Raw genomic sequence first — 24,157 nt, 5'->3', positions numbered from 1 at the left:
TAAGTGCCGTCAGGGACGACAGAGTGGCCACTTTGTCAACTGGTCGAGGGAAAAAAATGAGATCACATCTTTCCCTAAGTAATTAAGTTGTGTATAATGGCAGAAGAATAGCAAGGCTATATGCGGCATCAAACTGTGTAGTCAACCTATAAGGTGTGAGGAAAAAACCATCATGTTAAAAATGTTCTGGAAATCATTGCTGGTTAGCCCAGCAATTTTGGGGGCTACCCTAGTAGCTTCCGCTAATGCTAGTAGCTTCGATCCCGTCAAATCTACCAGTGTTTCTACCGAATTTAACAATCTAGAAATCGCTCAAGTTCAGGACAACAGTGCAGGAACTGGCGAATTACTCAATCAGATCGAGCGCTACGGTAACGAAGGTCAAGTTGCACCCGTACAGGGCAACACCATCGATCAAGTCACCAGCGTTAACCAACTGCGCGATGTTTCTCCCACCGCTTGGGCCTATGAGGCCCTGAGAAGTTTAGTTGAACGCTATGGTTGTATTGTTGGTTATCCCGATCGCACCTTCCGCGGCGACCGAGCTTTAACCCGTTGGGAATTTGCGGCTGGTTTAAACGCTTGCTTAAACGTGATGGAACGTTTAATTCAAGATGGTGTCAACGTCCTCAAGGAAGACTTAGATGCCCTCAAGCGCTTGATGGATGAGTTCCAGGCCGAATTAGCGGCGTTGGGAGCTAGAGTTGATAACTTAGAAAGCCGGGTGTCTTTCCTCGAAAATAACCAATTCTCCACCACCACCAAATTAGCTGGGGAAGTTATTTTCGCTGTCACCGATACGGTCGGTGCCGGTAGCCCTGCCTCCCAGGCCGCCATGCAATACCGCGCTCGTTTGCTGTTAAACACGAGCTTCACCGGTCAGGACGTATTAAAAACCCGTTTATCGGCCGGCAGCGCCACTCCCTTCGGATTTGATTACAAATCGACCACCACACTACAAAATGGTGATCCCGCTTCCGTCAGATTCGATAATCTGCAAAGCCCTTCCCTTTATCAAACTTGGACCGCCGCCGGTAACGGTAGCGATGTGGTTCTCGACTGGTTGGCCTACTATACCCCCATTGACTTAGGTTATTTTGGTCGCTTCAATACCTACGTCGCCGCTTGGGGTGGTATTTGGAATGACTTCGTTCCCACCACTAACCCCTTCTTTGAAGACTTCGACGGTGGTAATGGTGCGCTATCCACCTTCGCATCCGAAAACCCCATCTATCGTATCGGTGGTGGTTCTGGGGCCGGTGTTAGCCTACAGTTAGGCTTTCTTCAAAGCATTGTCGGTCCGACCTCCCTATCCTTGGGTTATTTAGCCGGTGGTGGTGGCTCCAGTTCTGCGGCCAATCCTAACCCGGGTAATGGTCTCTTTAACGGAGATTACGCCGCTTTAGCACAGATTAACGCTAACCTCTTTAACTTCTTGAACGTTGGCTTCACCTACGTTAACGCCTACCAAGGTGCCGATACCGCCATCTTCGGTAACGGTGGTTCCTTCGGTGTAACGGGGACTTCCGCCGCTAACCTTTCCCAAACTCAGTTAAACACCCTGCTCAACGTCAACGGCAACGATCCTGATAGCGTCACCCTACAGGATGAAGTCGGTTTCTTCAACTTCGGAGCCAAAGTATCCAATAGCTACGGTTTAACCGGTGCAGTGAATCTTGGTTTCGCCAGCTTGAGTGCCTTCGGTTCCTACTCCACCGTGCGCTTACTCGGTCTCGGTGATGCGGAAGTGTGGACCTACGGTGCTGGTATTGCCTTCCCCGACTTAGGTAAAGAAGGAAATATCTTAGGTCTGTTTGCTGGTGCGCAGCCCTACATCGGTCACTTAAGCTTCCGAGACATGGGGCTAAAAGTATCTAACATCGTTCCCTACCACGTTGAATTGTTCTACAAGTACCAAGTCACCGACAATATTTCTATCACCCCCGGTGTCATCTGGATTTCTGCACCTGAACAGTTCAAAGGCACTGGTAACGAGTGGATTGGCACCCTGCGCGGAACCTTTACCTTCTAGGATTTCCTAAATTAAACCCGAAACCCCACCGATGGTGGGGTTTTGTTTTAGGCAAATAAACGCTGATATTCTATCTGGATACAAGCATCCATAATCACATTTAAACCCGCCTCGATCGCTTTTTTTTCGGCAACTGGGTGATAAATTTTCAATTGTGTCCAAAGAGTAGCAGCCTGAATAGCAATAGCTGACTCGACAATTTCGGGTAGATAATCAGGATGACGAAAAACGTTAACAATATCCACGGGTTCAGGGATAGCCTCTAGAGAAGGATAGCAGCTTTGACCGTCAATTTGCTTGACCATCGGATTGACAGGATAGACTCGATAACCCACCGCTTGCAGGAATTTGGCCACCTGATAGCTGGCGCGATTCGATTTCTCGGAATGCCCGACCACTGCGATAATTTTACTATTGCTGAAGATGGTTTTGAGCGCACCATCGTCTCCTTTAATATTCGGCATTGTCCCACCTATCTTAGAACTGAGTTTCGCTTTCCATAAAGATGAAGTTTAACCTAATTTGGTATCGACTTTTGACTCCAGCTTTAGCCACTCTGAATAACTGGCAGCGATGTTTAACTTTTTACCAGAAAAACAGTTAAGTAGGTAGGTGTTAAAAGTTGTCAGACACCCCCCTTATCAAGGGGGGCAGGGGGGATCCCCCGCCTATCGGCACCCCCCTTATTAAGGGGGGCAGGGGGGATCAGAGGCAAAATCTATCTTCTATTTAATTAGAACTACTTACTTATTACAAATCGAAATCAATCCCTCGGTATCTGTGGGAAAATTTACCCGATGGTTCCCCCTAAATTCTCTGACTTTAGTTACCTTAAAACCTGATGAATTATCTTAGTATTATCATTCCGACTCTCAATGAGGAGTTAAGAATTGCAGCAACGTTAAAACAGATAGGTACGGGAGTAGAAATTATTGTTGTCGATGGGGGAAGTACCGATAAAACTAGAGAAATAGCCGAACAATCGGGAGCGAAGGTAATTATTTCTTCTAGTAAAGGTCGTGCATTTCAGATGAATTTAGGAGCCAAAATAGCAAAAGGAGATATTTTATTATTTCTGCACGGAGATACTTTACTCCCCCAGGAATTTCAAGAACAAATTATCAATACTTTATCCCAATCTGGAATAGTAGCGGGGGCCTTTGAATTAAAAATTGATGGAGAGGAAAAATCCCTGCGTTTAGTGGAAAAATTAGTTAATTGGCGTTCTCGCTGGCTTTCTCTTCCCTACGGAGATCAAGGAATATTTTTAAAAGCCTCAATCTTTGCCGATTTGGGCGGTTTTCCTGAGTTGCCAATTATGGAAGATTTTGAATTAATACAAAGATTGAAAAAAAGGGGTAAAATAGCCATATTTTCTGCCGCGGTGATTACCTCGGCAAGACGTTGGCAAACATTAGGAGTTGGCAAAACTACCTTAGTTAATCAATTAGTTATTATTGGTTATTATCTAAAAATTCCGCCTAGTTTGTTGAAAAGTTTTTATCGTTTATGGTAATAAAGGCTTGCTGAAAAAGTATTTGAGGTCATTGTGTAATGTAGGGGCGCAACGCTTGCGCCCATAATGTGACATTGTGAACATTTTTCAGCCAATATCCAAGAGAGGCAAAGACAATTATACAATCGAAGAAACCCTGCCAAAGAAGAGGTTTCCATGTCGCAAACATTAACAAAAATCATCAAGAATGCGGGGGGGGTAAGCATTACTTATTTGTAGCAGGCAGTACCAGTCTTTTGAAAAATACAATCATATAATCGAGGAAACCATACCAAAGAAGAGGTTTCCATGGCGCAAACATTAACAAAAGTAATCAAAAAGGTGGGGGGGGTAAGCATTGCTTGTTGGTAGCGGGGGCAACTCTAGCCATCCTAACCCCTTTCCAAGCCGCCCAAGCAATTTTAGGGACAGGGACAGTGACAGGCCATTTTGACAACGCCATCACGCTCCCCGACTCAGTATACACGGGCAACGGAACCGACACCATCGAATGGGGAACGCCTGTAGATGGTTCATTTACCAATCAATTGTCCTTTATTCCTTCTGACTTTACCGATCAGCCCAAGGGTCAAGACTTTGTTGCAGGGCGCTTGTATTACCGTAATGGCACTATTTTTCTAGGCACTCAGATTGATGGGGTTGATCTGATAATCAACACCACTTCCTCCGACCCAGATTTCACTCAAACATTGCCATTAAAAATCACGATTGTGAACACCCCAAATGTTGCTGATCCTATCGCTAGTGCAGATTTCATTTACTTTACGGATTTCCCTAATCGCGGTAGTTTCAGGGTACTAGAAGGAGAAGAGACCTATGTAGAAGTTATAACTCAGTTTAATTCCCTCGATCTTGTTGGTTTTGGAGCCGTGGGTGATCCTTCCAAAGGATTTTTATCACCCAGTACCGGTCCAGATCCATTTCCAGCGGTTCCAGAGCCTTCCTCGATTCTGGGGTTATTGGCATTGGGTTTACTGGGGATGGGTTCAGTATTTAACAAGCAGCGAAAATAAATTGACAAGTGTGGGGATGGGATTTTTTCCATCTCCACTTGAGGAAAAACGCGCTCTAGAAACCTTCCAAATTTAACTCTTAATTTGAGTAAACAAATTTTTTTAAATTCCCTGGCAATTACTCAAAAAATTTGACATCTTATAGCGGACAGGTAAAAATAAAAACTTTTCTTTGCCAAGGCACCGATCGATAGGATAATTGATCATCGGAACATCTGCTCTGAGAATATGTCTCTCGATCGCCGTCAATTTCTTGATCTTTTAGGTGCTACCCTTGGCACAGCCACTCTTGCTGGTTTTAACCCTGCCGCTTTTATCGAAAAAATTAGATTTATTCAGCCAACTCTATATAGGGTTTTCATCCCTTGTAACCCCATCCATCGCATAACACAAACCGAAGAACCAGGCTATCTTAGGTTTGGTGGGTAAAATGTATTCTAAGATACAGTCCTGCTGGCGAGGGAGTGGAAGGAACCACTCCAGACACAGAGGACACAAAGATTGATCGCTTCTATAGTAAGTTAAACTGATCACACAAAGAACTGATAGGCTTTTAGCGGCTTGAGAACAAGCTTTATCAATCTATTCATATAATTGAAAATTATCAAAAGCGCACACTGCCGGAAAGCCATTTATTTTTTACCGAAAAATTGGGTTGAAAGCCTCGCCCTTTGAGGGCGACTTTATAGGATGTATGATATTAAGAATAGGAGGCTGGGTAAGCAACCGCTTAAAAAACCCAGTCATCAACCGATGAACGCACCTTGAAAACTAGAGTTATGGGGTTCTATAGGGGAATGCTCCTATAGGTAAAATTCTCAGCACCAAGTACCAGAGAAACCAAGTATTTTAGAGGTTTTGAACCGTATCGTAGGGGACCCCGAAAACAGGCTTCTGTAAGGGAGCGAAAGTCTGAGGAGAGAACCACCCAGAGGTGGGATTTCGCCAGGAATCTAATTCAAGTGGACTCGTTGAGCCATAAATTCACAGCAGTGATGCTAGAAGAATCCACGTCCGTTTACGGCGTGGGGTATGTCAAAATAGAAGATTACCTGGATTATTTTTGCGGGGGGCGATCGGTGATTCTCAATTTTTCCCTAAGGATTGTAGCGGCCAAAGGCAGACTATTCTGTAAGTTTTCACTCTACAAAACCTATCGGGTGGTCAGTACCGCCCCCGTCGATGTCCTCTGGCAAAAATTAATCAATGTGGCCGATGTCTCTTGGCATCCTTTGATTGCCAAGGCTGATGTTCCCTTGGGTTTAATCGCTAAACCGGGGTTAATCTATCAAGCTGTCACCCGTCTGACTCCCATTCCTATCCGGGTTTTCGTGGAAAATGTCCGTCCCGGGGAACTTCTCAGCCTCAGAGTTCTCGCTATCCCCGGCATGGAACAGAAAATGACCTACCAAGTGGAATCAACCCTCTGTGGTAGTTATATTTCCTATTCTGTCACCCTGCGGGGTTGGCTGTCCCCCTTTATCTGGTGGTTAAGTCGTCCCTATTTAGCCAAAGTCGCCGCCCAACTAGCTCACGCCGCCGAAGAATTAACGGCCTAAAAAAAATTCTCCCCAATTGTGCTAATAAATAATCTGCCAAGGGTCAAGATTTAAGTCACAATGGTATATGGATAGACTTAAACAAAATTTTAGTCAGCTACATTGGTACATATAGTCTACTGATATCATCCCGACGAGTTGAGCGCAACAACCTCAATCCGCCGGGATGAACTATCTCTAGAGACTTTACTGATGAAGTAAGCTCTACAGGAGGGAACTATGGGGGAATTAAACACAGCCGAACTTCTAGTTAAATGTCTAGAGAATGAAGGGGTCGAGTATATTTTTGGGCTACCCGGGGAAGAAAACCTCGATGTTTTGGAAGCCCTAAAAAACTCCTCGATCAAATTTATCACCACCCGTCACGAACAGGGCGCCGCTTTTATGGCCGATGTCTATGGACGCTTAACGGGAAAAGCGGGGGTTTGTCTCTCCACCTTAGGACCGGGGGCGACTAACCTAATGACAGGGGTAGCCGATGCTAACCTCGATGGGGCGCCCTTGGTGGCTATCACTGGCCAGGTGGGAACCGATCGGATGCACATTGAATCCCATCAATACCTGGATCTGGTGGCCATGTTCGCCCCGGTGACGAAATGGAATAAACAAATCGTGCGGCCGGGTATCACCCCAGAAGTGGTACGGAGAGCCTTTAAAACCGCCCAAAGTGAGAAACCGGGGGCAGTTCATATCGATCTTCCTGAAAATATCGCCGCTATGGCTGCCGATGGTAGTCCTTTGCCCCTCGATAGTCAGGAAAAAGTTTACGCTTCCTATCGGACTTTGAACATGGCGGCGGCGGTGATTTCTAAAGCGAAAAATCCCTTGATTTTGGCGGGAAATGGGGCAATTCGCGCTAATGCTAGTGAGGCTTTAACGGAATTCGCCACGGCCTTGAATATCCCTGTGGCTAACACTTTTATGGGTAAGGGGGTGATTCCCTATACCCATCCTCTGGCTCTTTGGGCGGTAGGATTACAGCAACGGGATTTGATTAGTTGTGCTTTTGAGCGCAGTGATTTAATTATCGCTGTTGGTTACGATTTAATCGAGTATTCCCCGAAAAAATGGAATCCAGACGGGAAATTACCGATTATTCACATCGGCATGACTCCGGCGGAAATTGACAGCAGTTATGCCCCGGTGGTGGAAGTGGTGGGTGATATCACCGATTCTCTCATCGATATCCTCAAACGGGCTGATCGCCAGAATAAACCAACTCCTGTCACTGCGGGATTAAAGACGGAAATTCGGGCCGATTACGAAACCTATGCCAATGATACGGGTTTTCCGATCAAGCCACAAAAATTGATCTACGATCTGCGTCAGGTGATGGGACCAGAAGATATCGCCATTTCTGACGTGGGCGCTCATAAAATGTGGATGGCCCGCCATTATCACTCCGATTGTCCTAATACTTGCATTATTTCTAACGGTTTCGCCGCTATGGGTATTGCTATCCCTGGTGCGATCGCCGCTAAGTTAGTTCATCCCGATAAGCGCATTGTGGCGGTGACGGGAGACGGCGGTTTTATGATGAATTGTCAGGAATTGGAGACAGCTTTGCGGGTGGGAACTCCCTTCGTCACTCTCATCTTTAATGATGGCGGTTACGGTTTAATCGAATGGAAGCAGTTTAATCATTTTGGGACCTCTTCTTTTATTAAGTTTGGTAATCCCGATTTTGTTAAATTTGCCGAAAGTATGGGATTAAAAGGCTATCGGGTGGAATCTGCTCAGGATTTGATCCCAATACTAGAGGATGCTTTCCAGCAAGATGTCCCTGCGGTGATCGATGTTCCCGTCGATTACGGTGAAAATCTGCGTCTTTCCCAAAAATCGGGCGATTTAAGCTGTCAGATTTGGGAATAGAAGTTGATAGCGTTGACAATCCCCAAAAAATCCCCTAACTAAATCTCAGTTAGGGGGAGGTAATTAGGTTGGCTTTGGTAACGTTAGAAAACCCGATCTAGAATAACCATTCTAGAACCGCCTCATCTTTAGTGTTGGTATTGCGAGAGGGAGTTTCCCGGGTAAATTTCATGTGGATAGAACGATTTTGTTCCCCATCGGCGGCCACGGCCATAATCGGATAATCGATTAAACCATCTTGGAAGGACATCTGATAGCGGAAAGTGCCATCGGGATTGAGTTTAATCGGACGACCACCGATAGTTACGGTGGCATCGGGTTCGGTGGCACCATAGACGATTAATTCGGCATCGGCAACTAACCAGAATTTGCGCGGACGTTGTAGGGTTTCCGAAGCACCCATACCGATACCAGAAGCAGTCATCCCGATACCGGAAGCGGTTAGTCCCGATACCGTGGGAACTGCCCACATACCAACCCCAGAGGGGAATACATAAGAACTGATCACTTCCGACATCGGTACGGAACCAGCGACGTGCTGCATGGAACCAAACAAGGAACCGGCCACCCGTAGGGCCTCGATATCGCCGACACTCTCGAAAATTTGGTCGTAGATAGGGCTTCCAGTGGTTCCGGTGCTGCTGTCGTAGCGTTTGCTGGGGGGAACGAGTTCGTAAACAGTTTTACCCACCAGTTCTTCTTCCCAGTTAACGGTGACAAAAATATCTTCAATCCAGTCGGAAGGATAGACGGGAGGAATCCGCACTAAAGGAGAACGGGCCAAAACTAACCAACGACCATCAGCACAACGATAACCGATATCGATAACATAATCTCGATCGCTGACTGGAATTGGTAAATACCATTCCCGGGCTAATTCATCACAGAGATATTCTTGGACACTGTGGGCGCCTTGGCTATTGAGATCGATATCGGTGACATCATAAAGACGCAGGGCTAACTGTTGTCCCCCTTGACGACGTAGATCTTCTTTCGATTCGTTGGGGATATCCCAGTAAGCATAGGCCCACTGAGGATCGCGAGGTAGGAGGGTAATGCGGTTTTCACCGTAGCCACCGGGCAGATCTCCTAAACCATCATCCACTGAACCTAGTATATCTTCGATCGGGTTAGCTTGACCTAATTCAAATTTTGCTGCTTCCACTGGTTTTTCCTCTTTAATAATAGATTTAAAATTGCCGCTTACTCCCATAGCTTGGGTAATTGACTCGATTAACTGCGTTTTCCGCATCCGACTGTAACGAGAGATGCTGTATTGACTGGCAACTCGTCGTAGTTGCCGCAAGGTCATCTCATCTAAGGGGGGGTATTCTGGAACCATGAGTTGACGCTCTCCGATTAGTTACGACGGCAAATGTTTTTGGGCATTTGCAAAAGCAGTGATCTGGGTAATCCTTCTAACTACTCATCGATTGCTTTGTGAACGAGAGATCCACTCGATGGGGATCAAGGGAATCGCTTGTTATAAATACCTATTAAACAGCAAGATTCCGATTTTGACCAAGTACATTGTCATGGTTTCTTGATAAAACCGCCAAACCCTTGATCCCAAAGAGATTGTTATATCAGGAAGTTTTGATATTCTTATTGGCTGTTGGGGTTTTAGGGTGTTGGGGTTTTAGGGTGTTGGGGTTTTAGTTGAAATTCCCCCACGTCCCCACTCCCCCACTTCCCCACTTCCCCACTTCCCCACTTCCCCTAATCCCTATCCCCTAACGAGACTGTACTCCGATCCCGATCGCCTGTAATCTGATATTGAGACTTTTAGTTAAGGAGACTGAACCGCTTGGCTACTCGTGTGATTATTGTTCGTCATGGACAAAGCAGTTATAACGCAGAGCAGAAAATACAAGGTCGCAGTGATGGCTCGGTTTTGACGGAAAAAGGGCATCTGGACGCGGAAAAAGTAGGAAATGCCCTCAGTCAAATCGATATCGCCGCTTTTTACTGTAGTCCTCTCCAAAGAGCCAAATCTACTGCTGAGGTGATTCAGTCTCGTTTAAATCACTCTCCCGTCATTCAACCCACTTCGCAGTTACTAGAAATCGATCTGCCTATCTGGGAAAATATGGTCAAAGAGGAGGTAAAAGCTCAATACCCCCAAGAATATCGGGATTGGCACCAAAAACCTCACGAATTCAAGATGATACTGCCCGATGGTCAAGAACATTACCCCGTTCTCTCCCTCTATCAACAAGCGCAGGATTTTTGGCGAGAAATTATTCCCCAACACGAGGGACAAACTATACTAATTGTTGCCCATAACGGTATTAATCGCTGTTTAATCCTCAGTGCCATCGGTATTCCGGTTTCCTTATACCATTCCCTACAACAATCTAACTGTTGCGTTAATGTTCTCAATTTTACGGGTAATTTTGGTGATCCTGTCCAGGTGGAATCCCTCAATCAAACGGCACACCTAGGGATAGCTTTACCCCCACCGCGTCCTCCTTTCCAAGGTTCTAGGCTGCTGCTTGTGCGTCACGGAGAAACCCAATGGAATCGGGATAAACGTTTTCAAGGGGTGCGCGATATTCCTCTCAATGATAATGGCAAAGCTCAAGCTGAGAAAGCCGCCGAATTTCTGCGAGAAACGGCGATCGATCACGCTGTCACCAGTCCTTTGTCCCGTCCCAAGGAAACTGCCCAAATTATCCTGCAATATCACCCCGATATCACCTTAGATACCCAAGGGGATCTGACAGAAATCTGTCACGGACTTTGGGAAGGTAAATTAGAGGAGGAAATTGAAGCGAGTTTCCCCGGGATGTTAGAAGACTGGAAAAATGCCCCGGAAACCGTGCAAATGCCGGAAGGGGAGAATTTACAGGAAGTTTGGGATCGAGCGATCGCTTGTTGGCGGCAAATCGTTAAAACCTATAGTAATAGCGATAGTCCTAAGACAATTATGGTGGTAGCTCACGATGCCATTAATAAGGTGATTCTTTGTTATTTATTGGGTTTAAAACCCGCCAATTTCTGGAATATTAAACAGGGAAATGGTGCGGTTAGTGTCATCGATTATCCCAAAGGAGTTGACTCTCAACCAGTCCTACAAGCAATTAATATTACCTATCATCTAGGATCAGGAATACTCGATCGCACGGCAGCTGGTGCTTTATAACAGTTATCAGTGATCAGTTATCAGTTATCAGTGGGTAAGTTAACAGTTATCAGTTATCATTATTCAGTATTCAGTATTCAGAAGATTGCTTTTATTTATTCTTCCCAATTCATAATTCATAATTACGGCTAACTAGAAGCCAATAATTTATTCTCAATCTGTCTAACTACCGTGAGTGCCGAATAGCTGACTCCGGCAGTGCCTTCTCCCGGATGGGTGGAATCTCCCACTAACCAAAGATGGGGGATCGGAGTGCGCGTCGCTACGCCAAAAGGGCCAAAAGTGGACAATCTTTGACCAATACCGCCGACAATGCCCTGATTTCGCCCCGTAAACCGTTCAAAAGTACGAGGTGTAGCTGATTCGATATGAACGATGTGATCAGGGCTAAGATGGAAATAATTACCGAGACGCTTGATCGCCTCTTGGGTGTATGCTGCTTTTAATTGCTGATAATTATCTGCTCCTTTTCGCCACCAAAGACTGGTATCGGTGAAGGAAGAAGCAATAATCGTCGCTTTTCCCACTGGAGCGCGGCCATCCCCTTCTTTACTCACGGAAACAAACAAAGAGTTATTTTCGCCGATTATGCCATCGTAATCGTAGAGGAATTGCAAATGGGGGGGACAATCGGGGGGAATAGCAGCGCGATCGACTCCTAAGTAAACCACAAAAGCAGCGGATGCGGGGGGAAGTTTTTCGATTCTCTGGTGATAAAGACTGGGAATGGCTTCGCGATCGATTAATTGTGGTAAATTTTGGATCGGGATATTAGCGACAATTTCATCGGCCATTTCTGAATTTATTTGGTCATTTTTTTGATTTCTGACGATAATTCCCGTGGCTTTTCCCTTTTCTGTCAGTATTTTTTCCACTGTGTGGCGCATTTGCAATTTACCGCCGTATTTTTCCAAAGCTGCTACTAGGCGATCGCTTAATACTTGCATACTACCCTGAAGGTGGGATAAACCTTGGGGAGACTGAGAAACTGCTAAAGCGGTGGCGGCATAAAGTAAAGCGGTTTCATCGGCAGTAACTTGGGAATAAAGCTTTAACTGGAGATCAAGAAAGGTTTTTAGGCGTTTATCCCTCTCTAAGCCGTATAATCGCAGAGCATCCCCCACAGTCATCAAAGTAAAAGGGAAGGTAATGGCAGTATCTAAACGCAAAGCGGCGATTAATTGCCCTAAATCCCACCAGTTGCGCGGGGGTAAAACTGGATCGCGACTTTGAAAACGCCAACTTGCTTGAAAGAGTTTTTGTAATAATTGCCAAAAAGGTTCGCTGCCCGGAAATTGTTTTTGTCTTTCCTCTTGCCACTTTTGCCGATCGCGCCAGACGTTAATCGCAGTGGTTTCCCCCGGCAGAAAAACTGCACAGGCGGGATCGCAGGGGACAGAATCGGGTAAATCTATCCCTAATTCGGCAAAAATGCGCTGATGAATGCCCCCTACTTCTAATCCTGCCACTTGAGTTGCCCCCACGTCAAAAGTAAAACCCCGACGGGAAAAAGTCGAGGCACAACCCCCGGGGACGAGCGCCTGATCATATACTGTGACTTGATAACCTCGACGCGCCAATAATGCCGCCGCCGTTAGTCCGCCAATCCCTGCACCAATAACGGTAATTCGCGTCATTTTCTTAACAATTATTTATATCTATTTTTATCCTAACACTGCTGTCTTTTCACTGATTACTGATTACTGTTCACTGAAAAGCTCCCCACTTCCCCACACCCCACTTCCCCACACCCCAACCAATCTGCCATGGACTCTTAACAAGTAAATTGGATGCTTAACAGTTTACTTGCGCCCCTAGGGTATCTAAAGCCAAAATTTTGGCACTGGAGTTAATCCCCACTTCCTTCCAAGCATTTGTCATCTCTGTGGCTGTTTTTTGGGCATTGTCGGGGTTAGTTAAAGCTAATAGGGTGGGACCTGCGCCACTAATTACCATCCCGTAAGCACCCCCATTAATGGCGGCTTTTTTCACCTTTTCGTAACCCGGGATCAAAGATTGGCGATAGGGTTGATGCAGTTTATCCTCTAGGGCAATTCTCAGCCAATCGCCGTTACCCGTCTCCAATCCCCGCAATAATAAACCCAAGCGGGAAATATTGAAAATAGCCTCCTGACGGCTAATTTTTTCCGGTAAAACCGCCCTAGCTTTTGCCGTAGCCAGTTCAAAATCGGGAATCGCCAAGACGGGAATGAGATTTTTTTGCCAAAATACTTGACAAATAGCCCAATCTGTGCTATATCCTGCCGATAGCTGACAGTTGCCCCGCAAAGCCGGCACCACATTATCTGGATGGCCCTCCAAAGCGATCGCTAATGCTTCGATTTCCCCCAGAGATAAAGGATTTCCCGCACATTGATTGGCAGCCACTAACCCACCGATAATAGCAGTCGCAGAACTACCTAAACCTCTAGCCAGAGGAACCCCTAAACCGATCTCGATGGCGATAGGGGGCGGATTCTGTCCTATTTTTTGATAAACTTGCAAAAAAGAACTGTAGATTAAATTATCAGCACCTTGGCTAACTTTAGCTGATTCAGTTCCCTTGACAATAATGCTGACAGGGTTAGCTGTCGTTGCTGGCAGCAGGGTAAAAGTAAACTGATTATATAGGGTTAAGGCCGCTCCGAGACAATCGAAGCCGGGCCCAATATTAGCAGTGGTAGCGGGAACTGTTACCGTAAAAGTTGTCATCGTTAAGCTTTTGCCTGAACATAGCGGCGATTTACCTCCTCCCAGTTAACCACATTCCACCACTGTTTTAAATACTCAGCCCGTTGATTACGGTATTTTAAGTAATAGGCGTGTTCCCAGACATCATTGCCCATAATTGGCTGTAATCCCATCATTAGGGGGCTATCTTGGTTAGCAGTGCTGATAATTTCCAGTTGTCCTGACTTATTTAAAACCAACCATGTCCAACCACTACCAAAAAGTTTAGTACCTGCTTGGTTGAAAGCGTTTTTAAATTCCTCGAAACTGCCAAATTTAGCGATTATTGCCGCTCCTATTTCTCCTGTTGGTTCGCCACCGCCATCGGGGGACATAATCTGCCAAAACATCGTATGATTAAGATCGCCGCCGCCATTATTGCGGATAGTGATGCGAAGATCGGCGGGTAAAGAGTCAAGATTTTTAATTAATTCTACTACTGTTTTTTTCTGCAATTCTGGATATTTTGCCACTGCCGTGTTGAGATTATTAACGTAGGCTGCATGGTGTTTATCGTGATGAAATTGCATCGTTTCCTTATCGATATAAGGTTCTAGGGCATCATAGCCATAGGGTAGGGCGATAAGACCATAGGGACCAGTAGCGGCAAAAGCGGCACGGTTAAAACCGACAAGAGTGGCTGTGCCAAGGGTAGCACCTAAAAGATAAAGAAATTGACGGCGATCAAGAGACATATTCTCAGAGCAGATGTTCCGATTATTAATTATCCTATCGATCGGTGCCTTGGCAGAGAAAAGTTTTAATTTTTACCTGTCCGCTCTAAGATGTCAAATTTTTTGAGTAATTGCCGGGGAATTTTAAAAAAATTGTTTACCTAAAATTAAGAGTTAAATTTGGAAGGTTTCTAGAGCGCGTTTTTCTTGAAGTGGGGAGGAAAAAAATCCCATCCCCACACTTGTCAATTTATCGTTGGCTCTTCTCGACTTTGTGTGATAATTTTTGCTTATGTAAGGTTAAATGCTTACTGGGCAAGACTTTTAGGACTATTTTGAAAGAAGAAACTATCAGTATAGACCTCGTTTACACACAGAAACCAGAAGAGCCGAATTGAGTCCTAAAAGAGAAAATAAGCCAGATAAACCTCAAAACAATCCTAAATAGTAAGTAGTCATGCAAAATTAATTACCTGCCCGATCGAGCTAAAACCCTTACGGGGCAATGATCGTCATGTGTAAATAATTTTGCCTAGGTACTTACCTGGTACAGCATAACCTAATCCTGTCATTTCTTCATAAACAGCTACTGGAATAATAATTGTTCCATAAATATCATGGAGCAAGTTAAGATAGCCGATAGCAGCTAAACTGGTAATAGGAGAGGTGTTACTAACAACAATCACAGATCACCTAAAGTTTTTAAGGTTTCTAATTCTTGTTGCCAATCTACACTATCATAATTTACGCAAATATTCCTCTTGGCGATTTCTTGACGAAATTCAATTAAAGATAAGTTGGCAAAATCAGCTGCTTTTGCGCTACTGATATGATAATCTCTAAACATAATGATTGCCAGTTCTAGTCGCAACAGTTGCTCGTTTTTTCCTGTTGCTTGTATAATTTCGTTGGGAATCACAATAGTCATTGAATTTTACGATATTAAACTGAGAGCCATTATTGTATCACAAAAACTACTTACGAGCAATTAATTAATAAAAATTAATGATTGGAAACACGAGCAAAAAAACAAAACCCCCTCAAGATTGAATGAAGGGGCATTTATGGTATTTTTAGAGGCAATTTAGCCTACTTTTGTGGTTTCTTTTTCAATGGATTGGGAGGGGTTTAGTTGGCAACTGATAATAAAGCCTCTTCTATTGGCTTTGGTAACTCAATAGACCCACCGATTCTTAATGTGTAAAATGTGTAAGGAGAAGAGACGCAAAAAATAAACCCGCTCAACTGACTAAATGAAGGGGGTTATGATATCATTCCAATAGGAAGGGATAGATAGGGTTATAGCCATGAGTATTGATATCTCCGATGAAATTCTCAGTGCAACACGCATGACTGAAGCTGAGATGAGGCAGGAAATTGCGGTCATGCTCTTTCAAAAAGAGAAGCTCACCCTTGCTCAAGCGAGTCGATTTGCAGGAATGAATCGTATTGCTTTTCAACACCTACTTGCAAGTCGTCAAATTCCGGTACACTACGATGTCGAAGATTTTGAACAGGATATTAAGAACTTGCGGGAGATGGGAAGATTGTGATTGTTGTCAGTGATACATCCCCTATCAACAATCTTGCCGCCATTAATCAACTTCATCTGCTACAACAACTTTACGAAATAGTTTTTATTCCTGAAGCAGTTTATCGAGAATTAACTGAGCCTGATTTTCCGGTAGCAGGTTCAATAGAGGTACAAACCTTAGATTGGATTCAAACTCGAACGGTAACTAACCGCACAGTGATTGAAGCTCTTGCAGATGAACTAGATAAGGGAGAAGCTGAGGCTATTGCTTTAGCACTTGAGTTGGGAGCAGATCAAGTTTTGATTGATGAGCGTCTTGGTCGTAGAATTGCTGCTAGACTTAATCTTCGATACACAGGAATTCTGGGCATTTTAGTTGAGGCGAAGAATCGACGGTTAATCTCTGAGGTGAAACCCCTACTAGACGCTTTGATTGATCGAGCAGGATTTTGGGTTGCTGCACCTTTATACAGCAGTGTTTTACAGATTGTTGATGAAGAAAAAAATAAACCCCCTCAAGATTGAAGAAGGGGCATTGATGGTATTTTGAGAGGCAATTTAGCCGACTTTTGTGGTTTCTTTTTCAGTGGATTAAGAGGGTTTTAGTTGGCGCTTCAGGGTTGAAGCTGCGCCTAATGTTCCGAGGGTGATGATACTCAAACTGTTATTTTTTGTACTGTAGATTTTGTGGTTATTTCCTTAGGATGTCTGAACAATTGACCTTCATTTTGGTAGAAAACTTCATAATCCGGGGCCAGTTCAAGACGTAACTGTTTCCATAAACTAATTCCTTCTTGTTTAAAATCCATTTCAGCTTGCTGATTAGGAAAATCTGATAAAGGTGGATAGTCTTGATTTAAAGTCTTATCGTAAGTATCCTGCCATGGGTTTAAACGTTGAATGGTTGCTTGACTTAATGGTAATTCTTCAGGAGCAATGTTATCAATTTCATCTACTCCCCAAAGTGGGTAACTTCCATAATCTGCCCAAAGTTTGATTCTGATTGCCATAACTATCATTCCTGAATAAGTTTATTAATTAATCGAGCCGTAGGTTGGGTTGAGCTATCATTATTGCTCAGGTATTACCAATCGGCTCAAAAGGCGAAACCCAACAAACATTGTGAAAATATTCCAGGAAGTTGTTGGGTTTCCTTGCGTCAACCCAACCTACGAATCTCAATGCTGCTGCCACAGGAAAAATCTTCAGGTAGAACCTGAGAACGAGGTAATATATTACCTCCATTCAACTGAGAAACCAGGACCTACTAATCGCAGATAAACGATTCTTCCGGGCAAATTTCCTTTAAAGAGAATTTTTCCGTTAATGGGGACTCTAGAAGGCATATCTCTTACCCATACCATATCACGACCTATTCCTCCAATACGGCCCTCCGATCCCTTCAATTGCTTGCCGGTAGAATCAATGATGATAGAGTCTTTGGGATAAAAATAAAGATCTCTGACTTCCCCTAAGTTTGCAACCATAAAAGTACAAACTACAGAATTATTGTCTTTATTACAATTCTGAATCTCGAAAGCAAAACCATTGCTTACACGTCTCGAATTACGGGCTTGAGCAATATCATCGTGATTCTGATAGAAGTTAGAAGATAAAGCTATAGTTAAGGCTAAAATTGGTAGCCATCTGAAAAATCCTTTTTTCATCACCATTCGCTACTCAGTACATAAGTGTTCGTCCCCTCGCAGCTAGGTGAAGCAACAACCCAACCCAACACTAAAGGCGGATAGCAAAACAATACACACTCCCCCCCCACAACTGTATCAAAAGCTACAATTTAATAAATCTTTATATTTCTCTCCCTAGCTTAGGGGTTGACAGAGCAGGGAGTCTCAGGTGTTTTCCGCTGTTTTACCCCTTCTCAGACGAACTATCCTCTTCCTTGAGTTATTGTGGCGCGGTCTGTCGGATTCGTCTTTGCGTTCATCTCTGTCTCGAAGTTGTTGAAGCAGATTCTCTATTTTGTTATAATTAGTGTCATTCGTTCGGTTTTGGGAGGGAAAAATATTCCGACACTTGCACAACTCTTACAATGTTATACCCTATCTTGTTGGGCAACAAGGTTTTATTTACCAATTAACTTAATAAGATTGGATGATCGTACTAAAAATATTTTCATGTTAATTGGTGAAGGTATTGAGATTGAAATTAAACCTAATGGACAATGGATAAAATGAATCAAAAACCTAATTTTAAAACTATGACCTCTCAAGAATTAAAAAGTTATGTATTATCTCATCGTGAGGATGACGAGGCTTTTTATGCCTATGTAGATAAGGTAAATGAAAGAAAAGATCGAGTAGTTTATCCACCTTTAAACTCCTTAGAAGATATGGAAAAATATCCCGAAGTTATTGAACAAATGCGTCAAGATTCCCGTCATAATTTTCAGCAAAATGAGTTAACTTAGATACATTGCGATCGCACTCTCTCGCAGTCAGGTCAAGCAATAGCCCAACCCAAGACAGAAGGAGGACAACAAAACAATGCACATTTTCTACTTCAAGTCTGTAGCCTAAGCTACAATTTAATAAATATTTACATTCCTCCTTTCTCCGGTGGGTTCTAGACATCATTCTAAAAGTCGGCACTTAAAGGGGTACGGGGGAAAGGAATCACATCGCGAATATTGGTCATTCCCGTCATGAATTGTACCAGACGCTCGAATCCTAAACCAAAACCAGCGTGGGGAACGGAACCGTAGCGACGCAGATCTAAATACCACCACAAATCATCGGGATTCATTCCCTGTTCCTGCATTCTTTGGATTAATACATCTAATCGTTCTTCCCGTTGGGAACCGCCGATAATTTCGCCGATCTTGGGTGCTAAAATATCCATAGCGGAAACAGTTTTATTATTGTCATCTAGACGCATATAAAAAGCTTTGATTGTCTTGGGATAATTGGTGACAATCACGGGTTTTTTAAATAGTTCCTCCGCTAGATAACGTTCGTGTTCTGACTGTAAATCTACGCCCCATTCTACCGGAAACTCGAACTGACGATCGGCTTTTTCTAATAACTCGATCGCTTCGCTGTAGGTAATCCGGCCAAACTCACTATTAACGATATTTTCGGCCGTACTTAACACCGTTTTATCGATACGTTCGTTAAAAAACTGCAAATCTTCGGGACAATTTTCTAAAACGAATTTAAAGATATATTTCAGAAAAGCTTCCGCTAAATCCTGATCTCCTTCCAAGTCACAAAAAGCCATTTCCGGTTCCACCATCCAAAACTCGGCCAGATGACGGGAAGTATTAGAATTTTCGGCGCGAAAAGTCGGGCCAAAAGTGTAAACATTAGATAAAGCCATGGCCATTACTTCCGCTTGTAATTGTCCACTGACGGTTAAATAGGCCCGTTTACCAAAGAAATCCTCGGCAAAATTGGCGGGTTTTTTTAAATCTAAACTGGTGACAGTAAATAATTCTCCCGCACCTTCGCAGTCGTTAGCGGTAATAATGGGAGTATGTACCCAAATAAAGCCCTTTTCTTGGAAAAAAGTGTGTATAGCGGTAGCGCAAGCGTTTCTAACCCGCATTACTGCCCCTAGGGTGTTGGTTCTTGCTCGCAGATGGGCAATAGTTCTTAGGAATTCAAAGGAATGACGTTTCTTTTGTAGGGGATAATCCGCAGGACAGTCACCATAAAGGGTGATTTCGGCCGCTTTTAACTCGATATTTTGCCCTTTACCCGGGGAAGGAACCAAATTTCCCGAAACAGCGATCGCCGCTCCTGTACTAATTGTCTTTAGTACATTTTCATAATCGGGTAAAGTCGGTTCGAGGATAACTTGTAAGTTGGCTAGGGATGAGCCATCATTAACTTCCAGGAAAGTAAATTCTTTTAATTCTCGTTTTGTTCTCACCCAACCCTGCACGGTGACGGATTGATCCGGTTGTCCTGTCTGAAAGATTTCCTTGATTCTGGTAGTCATTGCTTATCCCTATGTTAAGTGGGTGAGTGGAATTAAATATAAGATGAACGTAGGTTGGGTTGAAGCATGAAACCCAACGCCAGATTATGTTACGCTACCGCTAACCCATCCTACAAATAATTGTGTCTCCCTACTTAGAACCAAAGAGTAAGTGGGTGGGTGGAATTAAATATAAGATGAACGTAAGTTGGGTTGAAGCATGAAACCCAACGGCCGCATGGGTTACGCTACCGCTAACCCATCCTACAAATAATTGTGCCTCCCTACTTATTTTAGAATAGAAGGTTCAGATCAGGCTAAAATCAATCTCGAACAGGTGTCATGCTTCTGGTGGAAAAATTATTAAGTAAGCCCAAAAGCCGTAAATTAGCGATTTTTTTGGCTTTTATCGGTAGCATTCTCGCTTTACCCTTTCCTATCGCCGGTATTCATAAATTCTATCTCGGTCAACCTCTCTGGGGAATTATCTATCTTCTCCTTTGGCAAACTCCGATTCCCCGGGTGGCTTGCGCGATCGATGCAGTGTGGTATTTAATCCAAGATAACCAATTTTTGGCTAACTATTTTCCCACTGCCACCGCTGCTGCCACTGTCCCCAGTTTAGAGCCTAAACAAGTAGAGGCGATCGGGGCAGCTTTAAGGGAATTAGAGCGCCTCCGGCAAGAAGGATTGATTTCTGAGTACGAATTTGAAGAAAAACGGCGACAATTACTACAATGACACCGCAAAACTGGTTAGGGCGCACTTTTAACCCTTTAAAAGCCAAAATTAGCAATGATCCCTATTATCGCTTTCGTTCCCTCGATGAGATCGCTATGGCGGCACAATTGGGCATTAAAATTAATGTCAGTCAAGCGGGTGTGGATGATTGGCTGCGATTGCCAGGGATATCCATCCATCAAGCGCGGATGTTGGTGGAATTGCTGGGTATGGGGGTAGAATTGCTTTGTCTCGAAGATCTAGCGGCTGCTTTGAGTGTTCCTGTGGCTAGATTGAAAGCTTGGGAACCGATTCTAGAATTTGCCTATTATAGCCCCGAAAGTCACCTCGCACCCCCTAAAATCAATCCTAACACCGCTTCGATCGAGCAGTTAACCACCCTACCCCTGATCAGCGATAATTTGGCGGCTGCCATTATTAAAAATAGAGAAGAACAGGGATTATTTAAGAATATTGTGGATTTTAAAGGGCGTTTATCCCTAGACGCTCAGGAAATCTCCCAATTAATGCACTTTTTTCAGTTTTAACCCCAAATTTTAACGAAGGCAGCAGGAAGGTTTTAGGTGTTGGGGTTGGGGTTTTGGGGTTTTGGGGTTTTGGGGTTTTGGGGTTTTAGTTCAATTTCCCCACTTCCCCACTTCCCCACTTCCCCACTTCCCCATTTCCCCACTTCCCCATTTCCCCACTTCCCAGCAAATCTAAATGTCTTCAGATTCCTCCGCATCACTAGGGGAACTAGGGCCACCGCAGCAATCGCATCGTCCTCATCGAGTTTTTGTACCCGGATACCTCCGGCCGATCGCGATTGGGGAGTAATAGCATCGACGGATTGACGGATGATAATACCCCTTTCGGTGATAATCATAAATTCCTCGTTGGGGTTAACAACGTGCAGAGCCGCTAATTTATCGTTCTTTTTGCGGAATTTAATCACTCTAACTCCTAATCCCGCCCGATTTTGCAGCCGGAGGAGGGTAACGGGAACCCGTTTTCCTAGTCCTGCCATGGTAATTGCTAACACCCAGGGGCCGTTATTAGCCACTTCGGGGTTAATTTCTTCGCTTTCGTCCTCGGTTTCTTCTTCGTTAGATTCAGCGATTTGGGCGACAATTTGACTAGGCAGGATGTCCATACTGATTAATTCGTCACCTGAGCGCAATTTCATCGATTTTACGCCTTTAGTTGCCCTTCCCAAGGAGCGCAATTGTTGACTATCGGCCTTAAAATGAATTGCCATCCCATGACGAGAACCGATAATGACGCTATCTTCCTCTTTAGCCAAGCGAACCCAACGCAGTTGATCACCGTCTTCGAGAGAAATGGCGATTAAACCGTTCGATCGAATATTACTAAAGGCAGCGAGGGCGGTTTTCTTGATAAATCCCTTTTGTGTGAGCATAATCAGGTAATTATCCTCGCTGAACTCGCTGACTGCCACCACCGAGGTGATTTTCTCCCCTTTGGGAATCTCTAACAGTTGCACGATCGGAACTCCGCGAGCGGTACGGGAACCGGTGGGGATATGATAGGCGTTGAGACTATAGACAACCCCGCGATCGGTGAAAAAGAGGACGCTATCATGATCGCGGCAGGTGATAAAGTGATCGATGCCGTCGTCTTCTTTCATTTTCGCGCCAGCTTTGCCCCTTGTCGCCCGATTTTGGGACTCAAAGGTATTAACGGGCATTCTTTTGATGTAACCCTGTTCAGTGACGAGAATTAAGGCCTGTTCGTTGGCAATCAAGTCAGTTTCGGCGATTTCTCCTTCCCGTTGTTCAATATGACTGCGACGGGGGGTAGCGTGAATCGTTTTGATCTGTTGCAGTTCTTCCTCGATAATGCTGTCGATCCGTTCTTTTCTGGCTAAAATATCCTGAAGATCGCCGATTTTTGTCAGTAATTCCCCGTGTTCTTGCTGAATTTTCTCCGATTCTAGGGCAGTTAACCGTCGCAGCTGCATTTGTAGGATTGCGTCCGCTTGCACCTCCGAAAGACCAAAATTCTGCACTAATCCCTCTTTTGCACTAGCTGTGTCGGCAGCACTGCGAATTAGGGCAATGACTGCATCGAGACTAGCGAGGGCAATTAGTAAACCCTGAAGGAGATGATCCCTTTCCTCGGCCTTGCGGAGTTCATAACGGGTACGACGGGTGATAACTTCTAGGCGAAAATCGAGGAAAACCCGAAGAAACTCCCTTAAAGTCAGTAATCTCGGTTCGTTATCGACTAATGCCAACATATTCGCCCCAAAATTCGACTGGAGGGGCGTTTGTTTATAAAGATTGTTGAGGACGACGCGGGGATAGGCATCTCGTTTCAGTTCGATCACCACCCGGATGCCGTCGCGATCGCTTTCGTCCCGCACATCGGAAATACCGTCTATTTTGCGATCATTGACCAAATCGGCGATTTTTTCGATTAATGCCGCTTTATTGGTTTGATAGGGCAGTTCGGTGATGATAATAGCATCTCGATCGGGTCTTCCCCTTTGTTCGATAGTTTCAATGGTGGCGACTCCCCGCAGGGTAATGGAACCGCGGCCGGTGGTGTAAGCTTCCTGAATGCCGTCTCTACCAAGGATATGCCCCCCGGTGGGAAAGTCTGGCCCCGGGATATAACGCTGTAATTCCGTATCGGTGAGATCGGGGTTATGGATGAGGGCAACGGTTCCATCGATAATCTCGGCCAGGTTGTGGGGGGGGATATTGGTGGCCATACCGACGGCGATGCCCGATGAGCCATTAATTAGCAGTTGCGGGACTCTAGAGGGCAAAACCACGGGTTCCTGTTGGGAACCATCGAAGTTATCGGCGAAATCGACGGTTTCTGACTCGATATCCTGTAGTAGGGCGTTGGTGGCCAGGGTGTGCAGACGACACTCGGTATAACGCATGGCTGCCGGGGGATCGTTATCGATCGATCCGAAGTTACCATGACCGTTAATCAGGGGATCGCGCATGGAGAAATCCTGGGCCATGCGGACGAGGGCATCGTAAACGGCAGTATCTCCGTGGGGGTGGTATTTTCCTAATACTTCCCCGACGACTCTAGCGCATTTGCGGAAGGGGCGATCGGGAGTTAATCCTAGTTCGTACATCGCATAAAGAATGCGCCGGTGTACGGGTTTCAGTCCGTCCCTAGCGTCGGGCAAGGCGCGCCCGACGATGACGCTCATGGCGTATTCTAGGTAGGAACGGGACATTTCATTGCTTAAGTCTGTGGGGACGACATGATCCTGGGCGGCGGTCATAGGGGGGTTAACTCCAATAACAAGGCAAAAAAAGCGTTTTTGTGAGTAAATTCGCTAAAAATCGGGTTTTTACCCTTTTGATGTGCAGAATATGCCCATTTGTAGGACTATTTTACCATAAAATCCCTCTTTTTTGGGGTTTGAGGCGG

Annotated in this window: 22 protein-coding genes and 1 pseudogene; 12 read left to right on the top strand and 11 right to left on the bottom strand. The window is 44.7% G+C overall.

What is annotated here, in order from left to right:
- Positions 1-172 precede the first annotated feature (172 nt).
- Positions 173-2,032 (top strand): iron uptake porin, encoded by a 1,860-nt coding sequence (locus VL20_RS05570; RefSeq protein WP_052275863.1) that lies wholly within the window; start codon positions 173-175, stop codon positions 2,030-2,032.
- Positions 2,033-2,079: 47 nt separating this feature from the next.
- Here the strand turns inward: VL20_RS05570 and VL20_RS05565 are convergent, their stop codons facing one another.
- Entirely contained in the window at positions 2,080-2,496 is a 417-nt protein-coding gene (locus VL20_RS05565; RefSeq protein WP_052275862.1) for a CoA-binding protein, read from the bottom strand.
- 377 nt (positions 2,497-2,873) lie between these two features.
- On the opposite strand from VL20_RS05565, the gene VL20_RS05560 reads away from it, so the two are divergent.
- The 4 genes from VL20_RS05560 to VL20_RS05540 all read left to right on the top strand — a co-directional run bounded on the left by VL20_RS05560 (position 2,874) and on the right by VL20_RS05540 (position 7,992).
- Positions 2,874-3,548, top strand: coding sequence for a TIGR04283 family arsenosugar biosynthesis glycosyltransferase (locus tag VL20_RS05560; protein ID WP_052275861.1), 675 nt, complete (start codon positions 2,874-2,876; stop codon positions 3,546-3,548).
- Between the two features lie 341 nt (positions 3,549-3,889).
- Complete coding sequence (locus VL20_RS05555) at positions 3,890-4,561, top strand: choice-of-anchor K domain-containing protein (protein ID WP_369800446.1); 672 nt, start codon at positions 3,890-3,892, stop codon at positions 4,559-4,561.
- 1,079 nt (positions 4,562-5,640) lie between these two features.
- Positions 5,641-6,120: a hypothetical protein gene (locus tag VL20_RS05545; RefSeq protein ID WP_041804515.1), complete on the top strand. Its 480-nt coding sequence runs from the start codon at positions 5,641-5,643 to the stop codon at positions 6,118-6,120.
- 219 nt (positions 6,121-6,339) lie between these two features.
- A complete protein-coding gene (locus VL20_RS05540) occupies positions 6,340-7,992 on the top strand; it encodes an acetolactate synthase large subunit (protein WP_052275859.1) in 1,653 nt (550 codons plus the stop codon).
- 97 nt (positions 7,993-8,089) lie between these two features.
- Here the strand turns inward: VL20_RS05540 and VL20_RS05535 are convergent, their stop codons facing one another.
- On the bottom strand, positions 8,090-9,334 hold the full coding sequence (locus tag VL20_RS05535; protein ID WP_052275858.1) for a DUF4912 domain-containing protein: 1,245 nt from the start codon (positions 9,332-9,334) through the stop codon (positions 8,090-8,092).
- Positions 9,335-9,799: 465 nt separating this feature from the next.
- On the opposite strand from VL20_RS05535, the gene VL20_RS05530 reads away from it, so the two are divergent.
- Entirely contained in the window at positions 9,800-11,137 is a 1,338-nt protein-coding gene (locus VL20_RS05530; RefSeq protein WP_052275857.1) for a histidine phosphatase family protein, read from the top strand.
- 128 nt (positions 11,138-11,265) lie between these two features.
- Here the strand turns inward: VL20_RS05530 and crtD are convergent, their stop codons facing one another.
- The 5 genes and pseudogenes from crtD to VL20_RS05510 all read right to left on the bottom strand — a co-directional run bounded on the left by crtD (position 11,266) and on the right by VL20_RS05510 (position 15,469).
- On the bottom strand, positions 11,266-12,774 hold the full coding sequence (gene crtD, locus VL20_RS05525) for a C-3',4' desaturase CrtD (protein WP_052275856.1): 1,509 nt from the start codon (positions 12,772-12,774) through the stop codon (positions 11,266-11,268).
- A 157-nt stretch (positions 12,775-12,931) separates the two neighbouring features.
- The gene (gene thrB, locus VL20_RS05520) at positions 12,932-13,849 is read right to left on the bottom strand and encodes a homoserine kinase (protein ID WP_052275855.1); all 918 of its coding nucleotides are present in this window, start codon (positions 13,847-13,849) and stop codon (positions 12,932-12,934) included.
- A 2-nt stretch (positions 13,850-13,851) separates the two neighbouring features.
- Positions 13,852-14,562: a superoxide dismutase gene (locus VL20_RS05515; RefSeq protein ID WP_052275854.1), complete on the bottom strand. Its 711-nt coding sequence runs from the start codon at positions 14,560-14,562 to the stop codon at positions 13,852-13,854.
- Positions 14,563-15,083: 521 nt separating this feature from the next.
- Positions 15,084-15,227: pseudogene (locus tag VL20_RS31585) on the bottom strand (DUF3368 domain-containing protein); the annotation flags it as partial.
- Positions 15,224-15,469, bottom strand: a complete 246-nt coding sequence (locus VL20_RS05510; RefSeq protein ID WP_012264092.1) for a UPF0175 family protein — start codon at positions 15,467-15,469, stop codon at positions 15,224-15,226. The pseudogene VL20_RS31585 and the gene VL20_RS05510, both read right to left, overlap by 4 nt.
- A 379-nt stretch (positions 15,470-15,848) precedes the next feature.
- Here VL20_RS05510 and VL20_RS05505 point away from each other — a divergent pair, with 379 nt between their 5' ends.
- Both VL20_RS05505 and VL20_RS05500 read left to right on the top strand, forming a co-directional pair.
- Positions 15,849-16,094 carry a UPF0175 family protein gene (locus tag VL20_RS05505; protein WP_002748168.1) on the top strand — a complete coding sequence of 82 codons (246 nt, stop codon included), beginning with the start codon at positions 15,849-15,851 and terminating at the stop codon, positions 16,092-16,094.
- Entirely contained in the window at positions 16,091-16,600 is a 510-nt protein-coding gene (locus VL20_RS05500) for a PIN domain-containing protein (protein WP_052275853.1), read from the top strand. The genes VL20_RS05505 and VL20_RS05500 overlap by 4 nt, the downstream gene beginning before the upstream one ends.
- Positions 16,601-16,731: 131 nt before the next feature.
- Here the strand turns inward: VL20_RS05500 and VL20_RS05495 are convergent, their stop codons facing one another.
- Together VL20_RS05495 and VL20_RS05490 are read right to left on the bottom strand one after the other, a co-directional pair.
- Entirely contained in the window at positions 16,732-17,085 is a 354-nt protein-coding gene (locus tag VL20_RS05495) for a hypothetical protein (protein WP_008205255.1), read from the bottom strand.
- A gap of 225 nt (positions 17,086-17,310) precedes the next feature.
- Entirely contained in the window at positions 17,311-17,748 is a 438-nt protein-coding gene (locus VL20_RS05490) for a hypothetical protein (RefSeq protein WP_052275852.1), read from the bottom strand.
- 240 nt (positions 17,749-17,988) lie between these two features.
- On the opposite strand from VL20_RS05490, the gene VL20_RS34035 reads away from it, so the two are divergent.
- Positions 17,989-18,273 (top strand): DUF6888 family protein, encoded by a 285-nt coding sequence (locus VL20_RS34035; protein WP_052275851.1) that lies wholly within the window; start codon positions 17,989-17,991, stop codon positions 18,271-18,273.
- Positions 18,274-18,296: 23 nt separating this feature from the next.
- Complete coding sequence (locus VL20_RS05480) at positions 18,297-18,506, top strand: DUF6887 family protein (RefSeq protein WP_238567846.1); 210 nt, start codon at positions 18,297-18,299, stop codon at positions 18,504-18,506.
- Between the two features lie 167 nt (positions 18,507-18,673).
- Here VL20_RS05480 and asnS read toward each other — a convergent pair whose 3' ends face one another.
- Positions 18,674-20,038 (bottom strand): asparagine--tRNA ligase, encoded by a 1,365-nt coding sequence (asnS, locus tag VL20_RS05475; RefSeq protein ID WP_052275850.1) that lies wholly within the window; start codon positions 20,036-20,038, stop codon positions 18,674-18,676.
- Positions 20,039-20,359: 321 nt separating this feature from the next.
- On the opposite strand from asnS, the gene VL20_RS05470 reads away from it, so the two are divergent.
- Together VL20_RS05470 and VL20_RS05465 are read left to right on the top strand one after the other, a co-directional pair.
- Positions 20,360-20,758 (top strand): NINE protein, encoded by a 399-nt coding sequence (locus VL20_RS05470; RefSeq protein ID WP_002788179.1) that lies wholly within the window; start codon positions 20,360-20,362, stop codon positions 20,756-20,758.
- A complete protein-coding gene (locus tag VL20_RS05465) occupies positions 20,755-21,285 on the top strand; it encodes a ComEA family DNA-binding protein (RefSeq protein WP_046663126.1) in 531 nt (176 codons plus the stop codon). Before VL20_RS05470 ends, VL20_RS05465 begins: the two co-directional genes overlap by 4 nt.
- Positions 21,286-21,317: 32 nt before the next feature.
- Here VL20_RS05465 and gyrA read toward each other — a convergent pair whose 3' ends face one another.
- The gene (gene gyrA / locus VL20_RS05460; protein WP_284526010.1) at positions 21,318-24,008 is read right to left on the bottom strand and encodes a DNA gyrase subunit A; all 2,691 of its coding nucleotides are present in this window, start codon (positions 24,006-24,008) and stop codon (positions 21,318-21,320) included.
- Between the last annotated feature and the right edge of the window lie 149 nt (positions 24,009-24,157).

Origin of the sequence: Microcystis panniformis FACHB-1757 (assembly GCF_001264245.1) — a bacterium.
GTDB classification, from domain to species: domain Bacteria; phylum Cyanobacteriota; class Cyanobacteriia; order Cyanobacteriales; family Microcystaceae; genus Microcystis; species Microcystis panniformis.
The sequence above is the reverse complement of the archived record's forward strand: the minus strand, read 5'-3'. Positions and strand labels throughout refer to the sequence as shown.

Excerpts from the sequence above, each read along its gene's own strand:
- VL20_RS05565 (WP_052275862.1), bottom strand. The coding sequence starts at position 2,496 with ATGCCGAATATTAAAGGAGACGATGGTGCGCTCAAAACCATCTTCAGC.
- gyrA (WP_284526010.1), bottom strand. The coding sequence starts at position 24,008 with ATGACCGCCGCCCAGGATCATGTCGTCCCCACAGACTTAAGCAATGAA.
- VL20_RS05540 (WP_052275859.1), top strand. The coding sequence starts at position 6,340 with ATGGGGGAATTAAACACAGCCGAACTTCTAGTTAAATGTCTAGAGAAT.
- VL20_RS05570 (WP_052275863.1), top strand. The coding sequence starts at position 173 with ATGTTAAAAATGTTCTGGAAATCATTGCTGGTTAGCCCAGCAATTTTG.
- VL20_RS05510 (WP_012264092.1), bottom strand. The coding sequence starts at position 15,469 with ATGACTATTGTGATTCCCAACGAAATTATACAAGCAACAGGAAAAAAC.
- VL20_RS05535 (WP_052275858.1), bottom strand. The coding sequence starts at position 9,334 with ATGGTTCCAGAATACCCCCCCTTAGATGAGATGACCTTGCGGCAACTA.
- VL20_RS05465 (WP_046663126.1), top strand. The coding sequence starts at position 20,755 with ATGACACCGCAAAACTGGTTAGGGCGCACTTTTAACCCTTTAAAAGCC.
- VL20_RS05560 (WP_052275861.1), top strand. The coding sequence starts at position 2,874 with ATGAATTATCTTAGTATTATCATTCCGACTCTCAATGAGGAGTTAAGA.
- VL20_RS05505 (WP_002748168.1), top strand. The coding sequence starts at position 15,849 with ATGAGTATTGATATCTCCGATGAAATTCTCAGTGCAACACGCATGACT.
- VL20_RS05470 (WP_002788179.1), top strand. The coding sequence starts at position 20,360 with ATGCTTCTGGTGGAAAAATTATTAAGTAAGCCCAAAAGCCGTAAATTA.
- VL20_RS05495 (WP_008205255.1), bottom strand. The coding sequence starts at position 17,085 with ATGGCAATCAGAATCAAACTTTGGGCAGATTATGGAAGTTACCCACTT.
- VL20_RS05480 (WP_238567846.1), top strand. The coding sequence starts at position 18,297 with ATGACCTCTCAAGAATTAAAAAGTTATGTATTATCTCATCGTGAGGAT.
- crtD (WP_052275856.1), bottom strand. The coding sequence starts at position 12,774 with ATGACGCGAATTACCGTTATTGGTGCAGGGATTGGCGGACTAACGGCG.
- VL20_RS05515 (WP_052275854.1), bottom strand. The coding sequence starts at position 14,562 with ATGTCTCTTGATCGCCGTCAATTTCTTTATCTTTTAGGTGCTACCCTT.
- thrB (WP_052275855.1), bottom strand. The coding sequence starts at position 13,849 with ATGACAACTTTTACGGTAACAGTTCCCGCTACCACTGCTAATATTGGG.
- VL20_RS05490 (WP_052275852.1), bottom strand. The coding sequence starts at position 17,748 with ATGGTGATGAAAAAAGGATTTTTCAGATGGCTACCAATTTTAGCCTTA.
- asnS (WP_052275850.1), bottom strand. The coding sequence starts at position 20,038 with ATGACTACCAGAATCAAGGAAATCTTTCAGACAGGACAACCGGATCAA.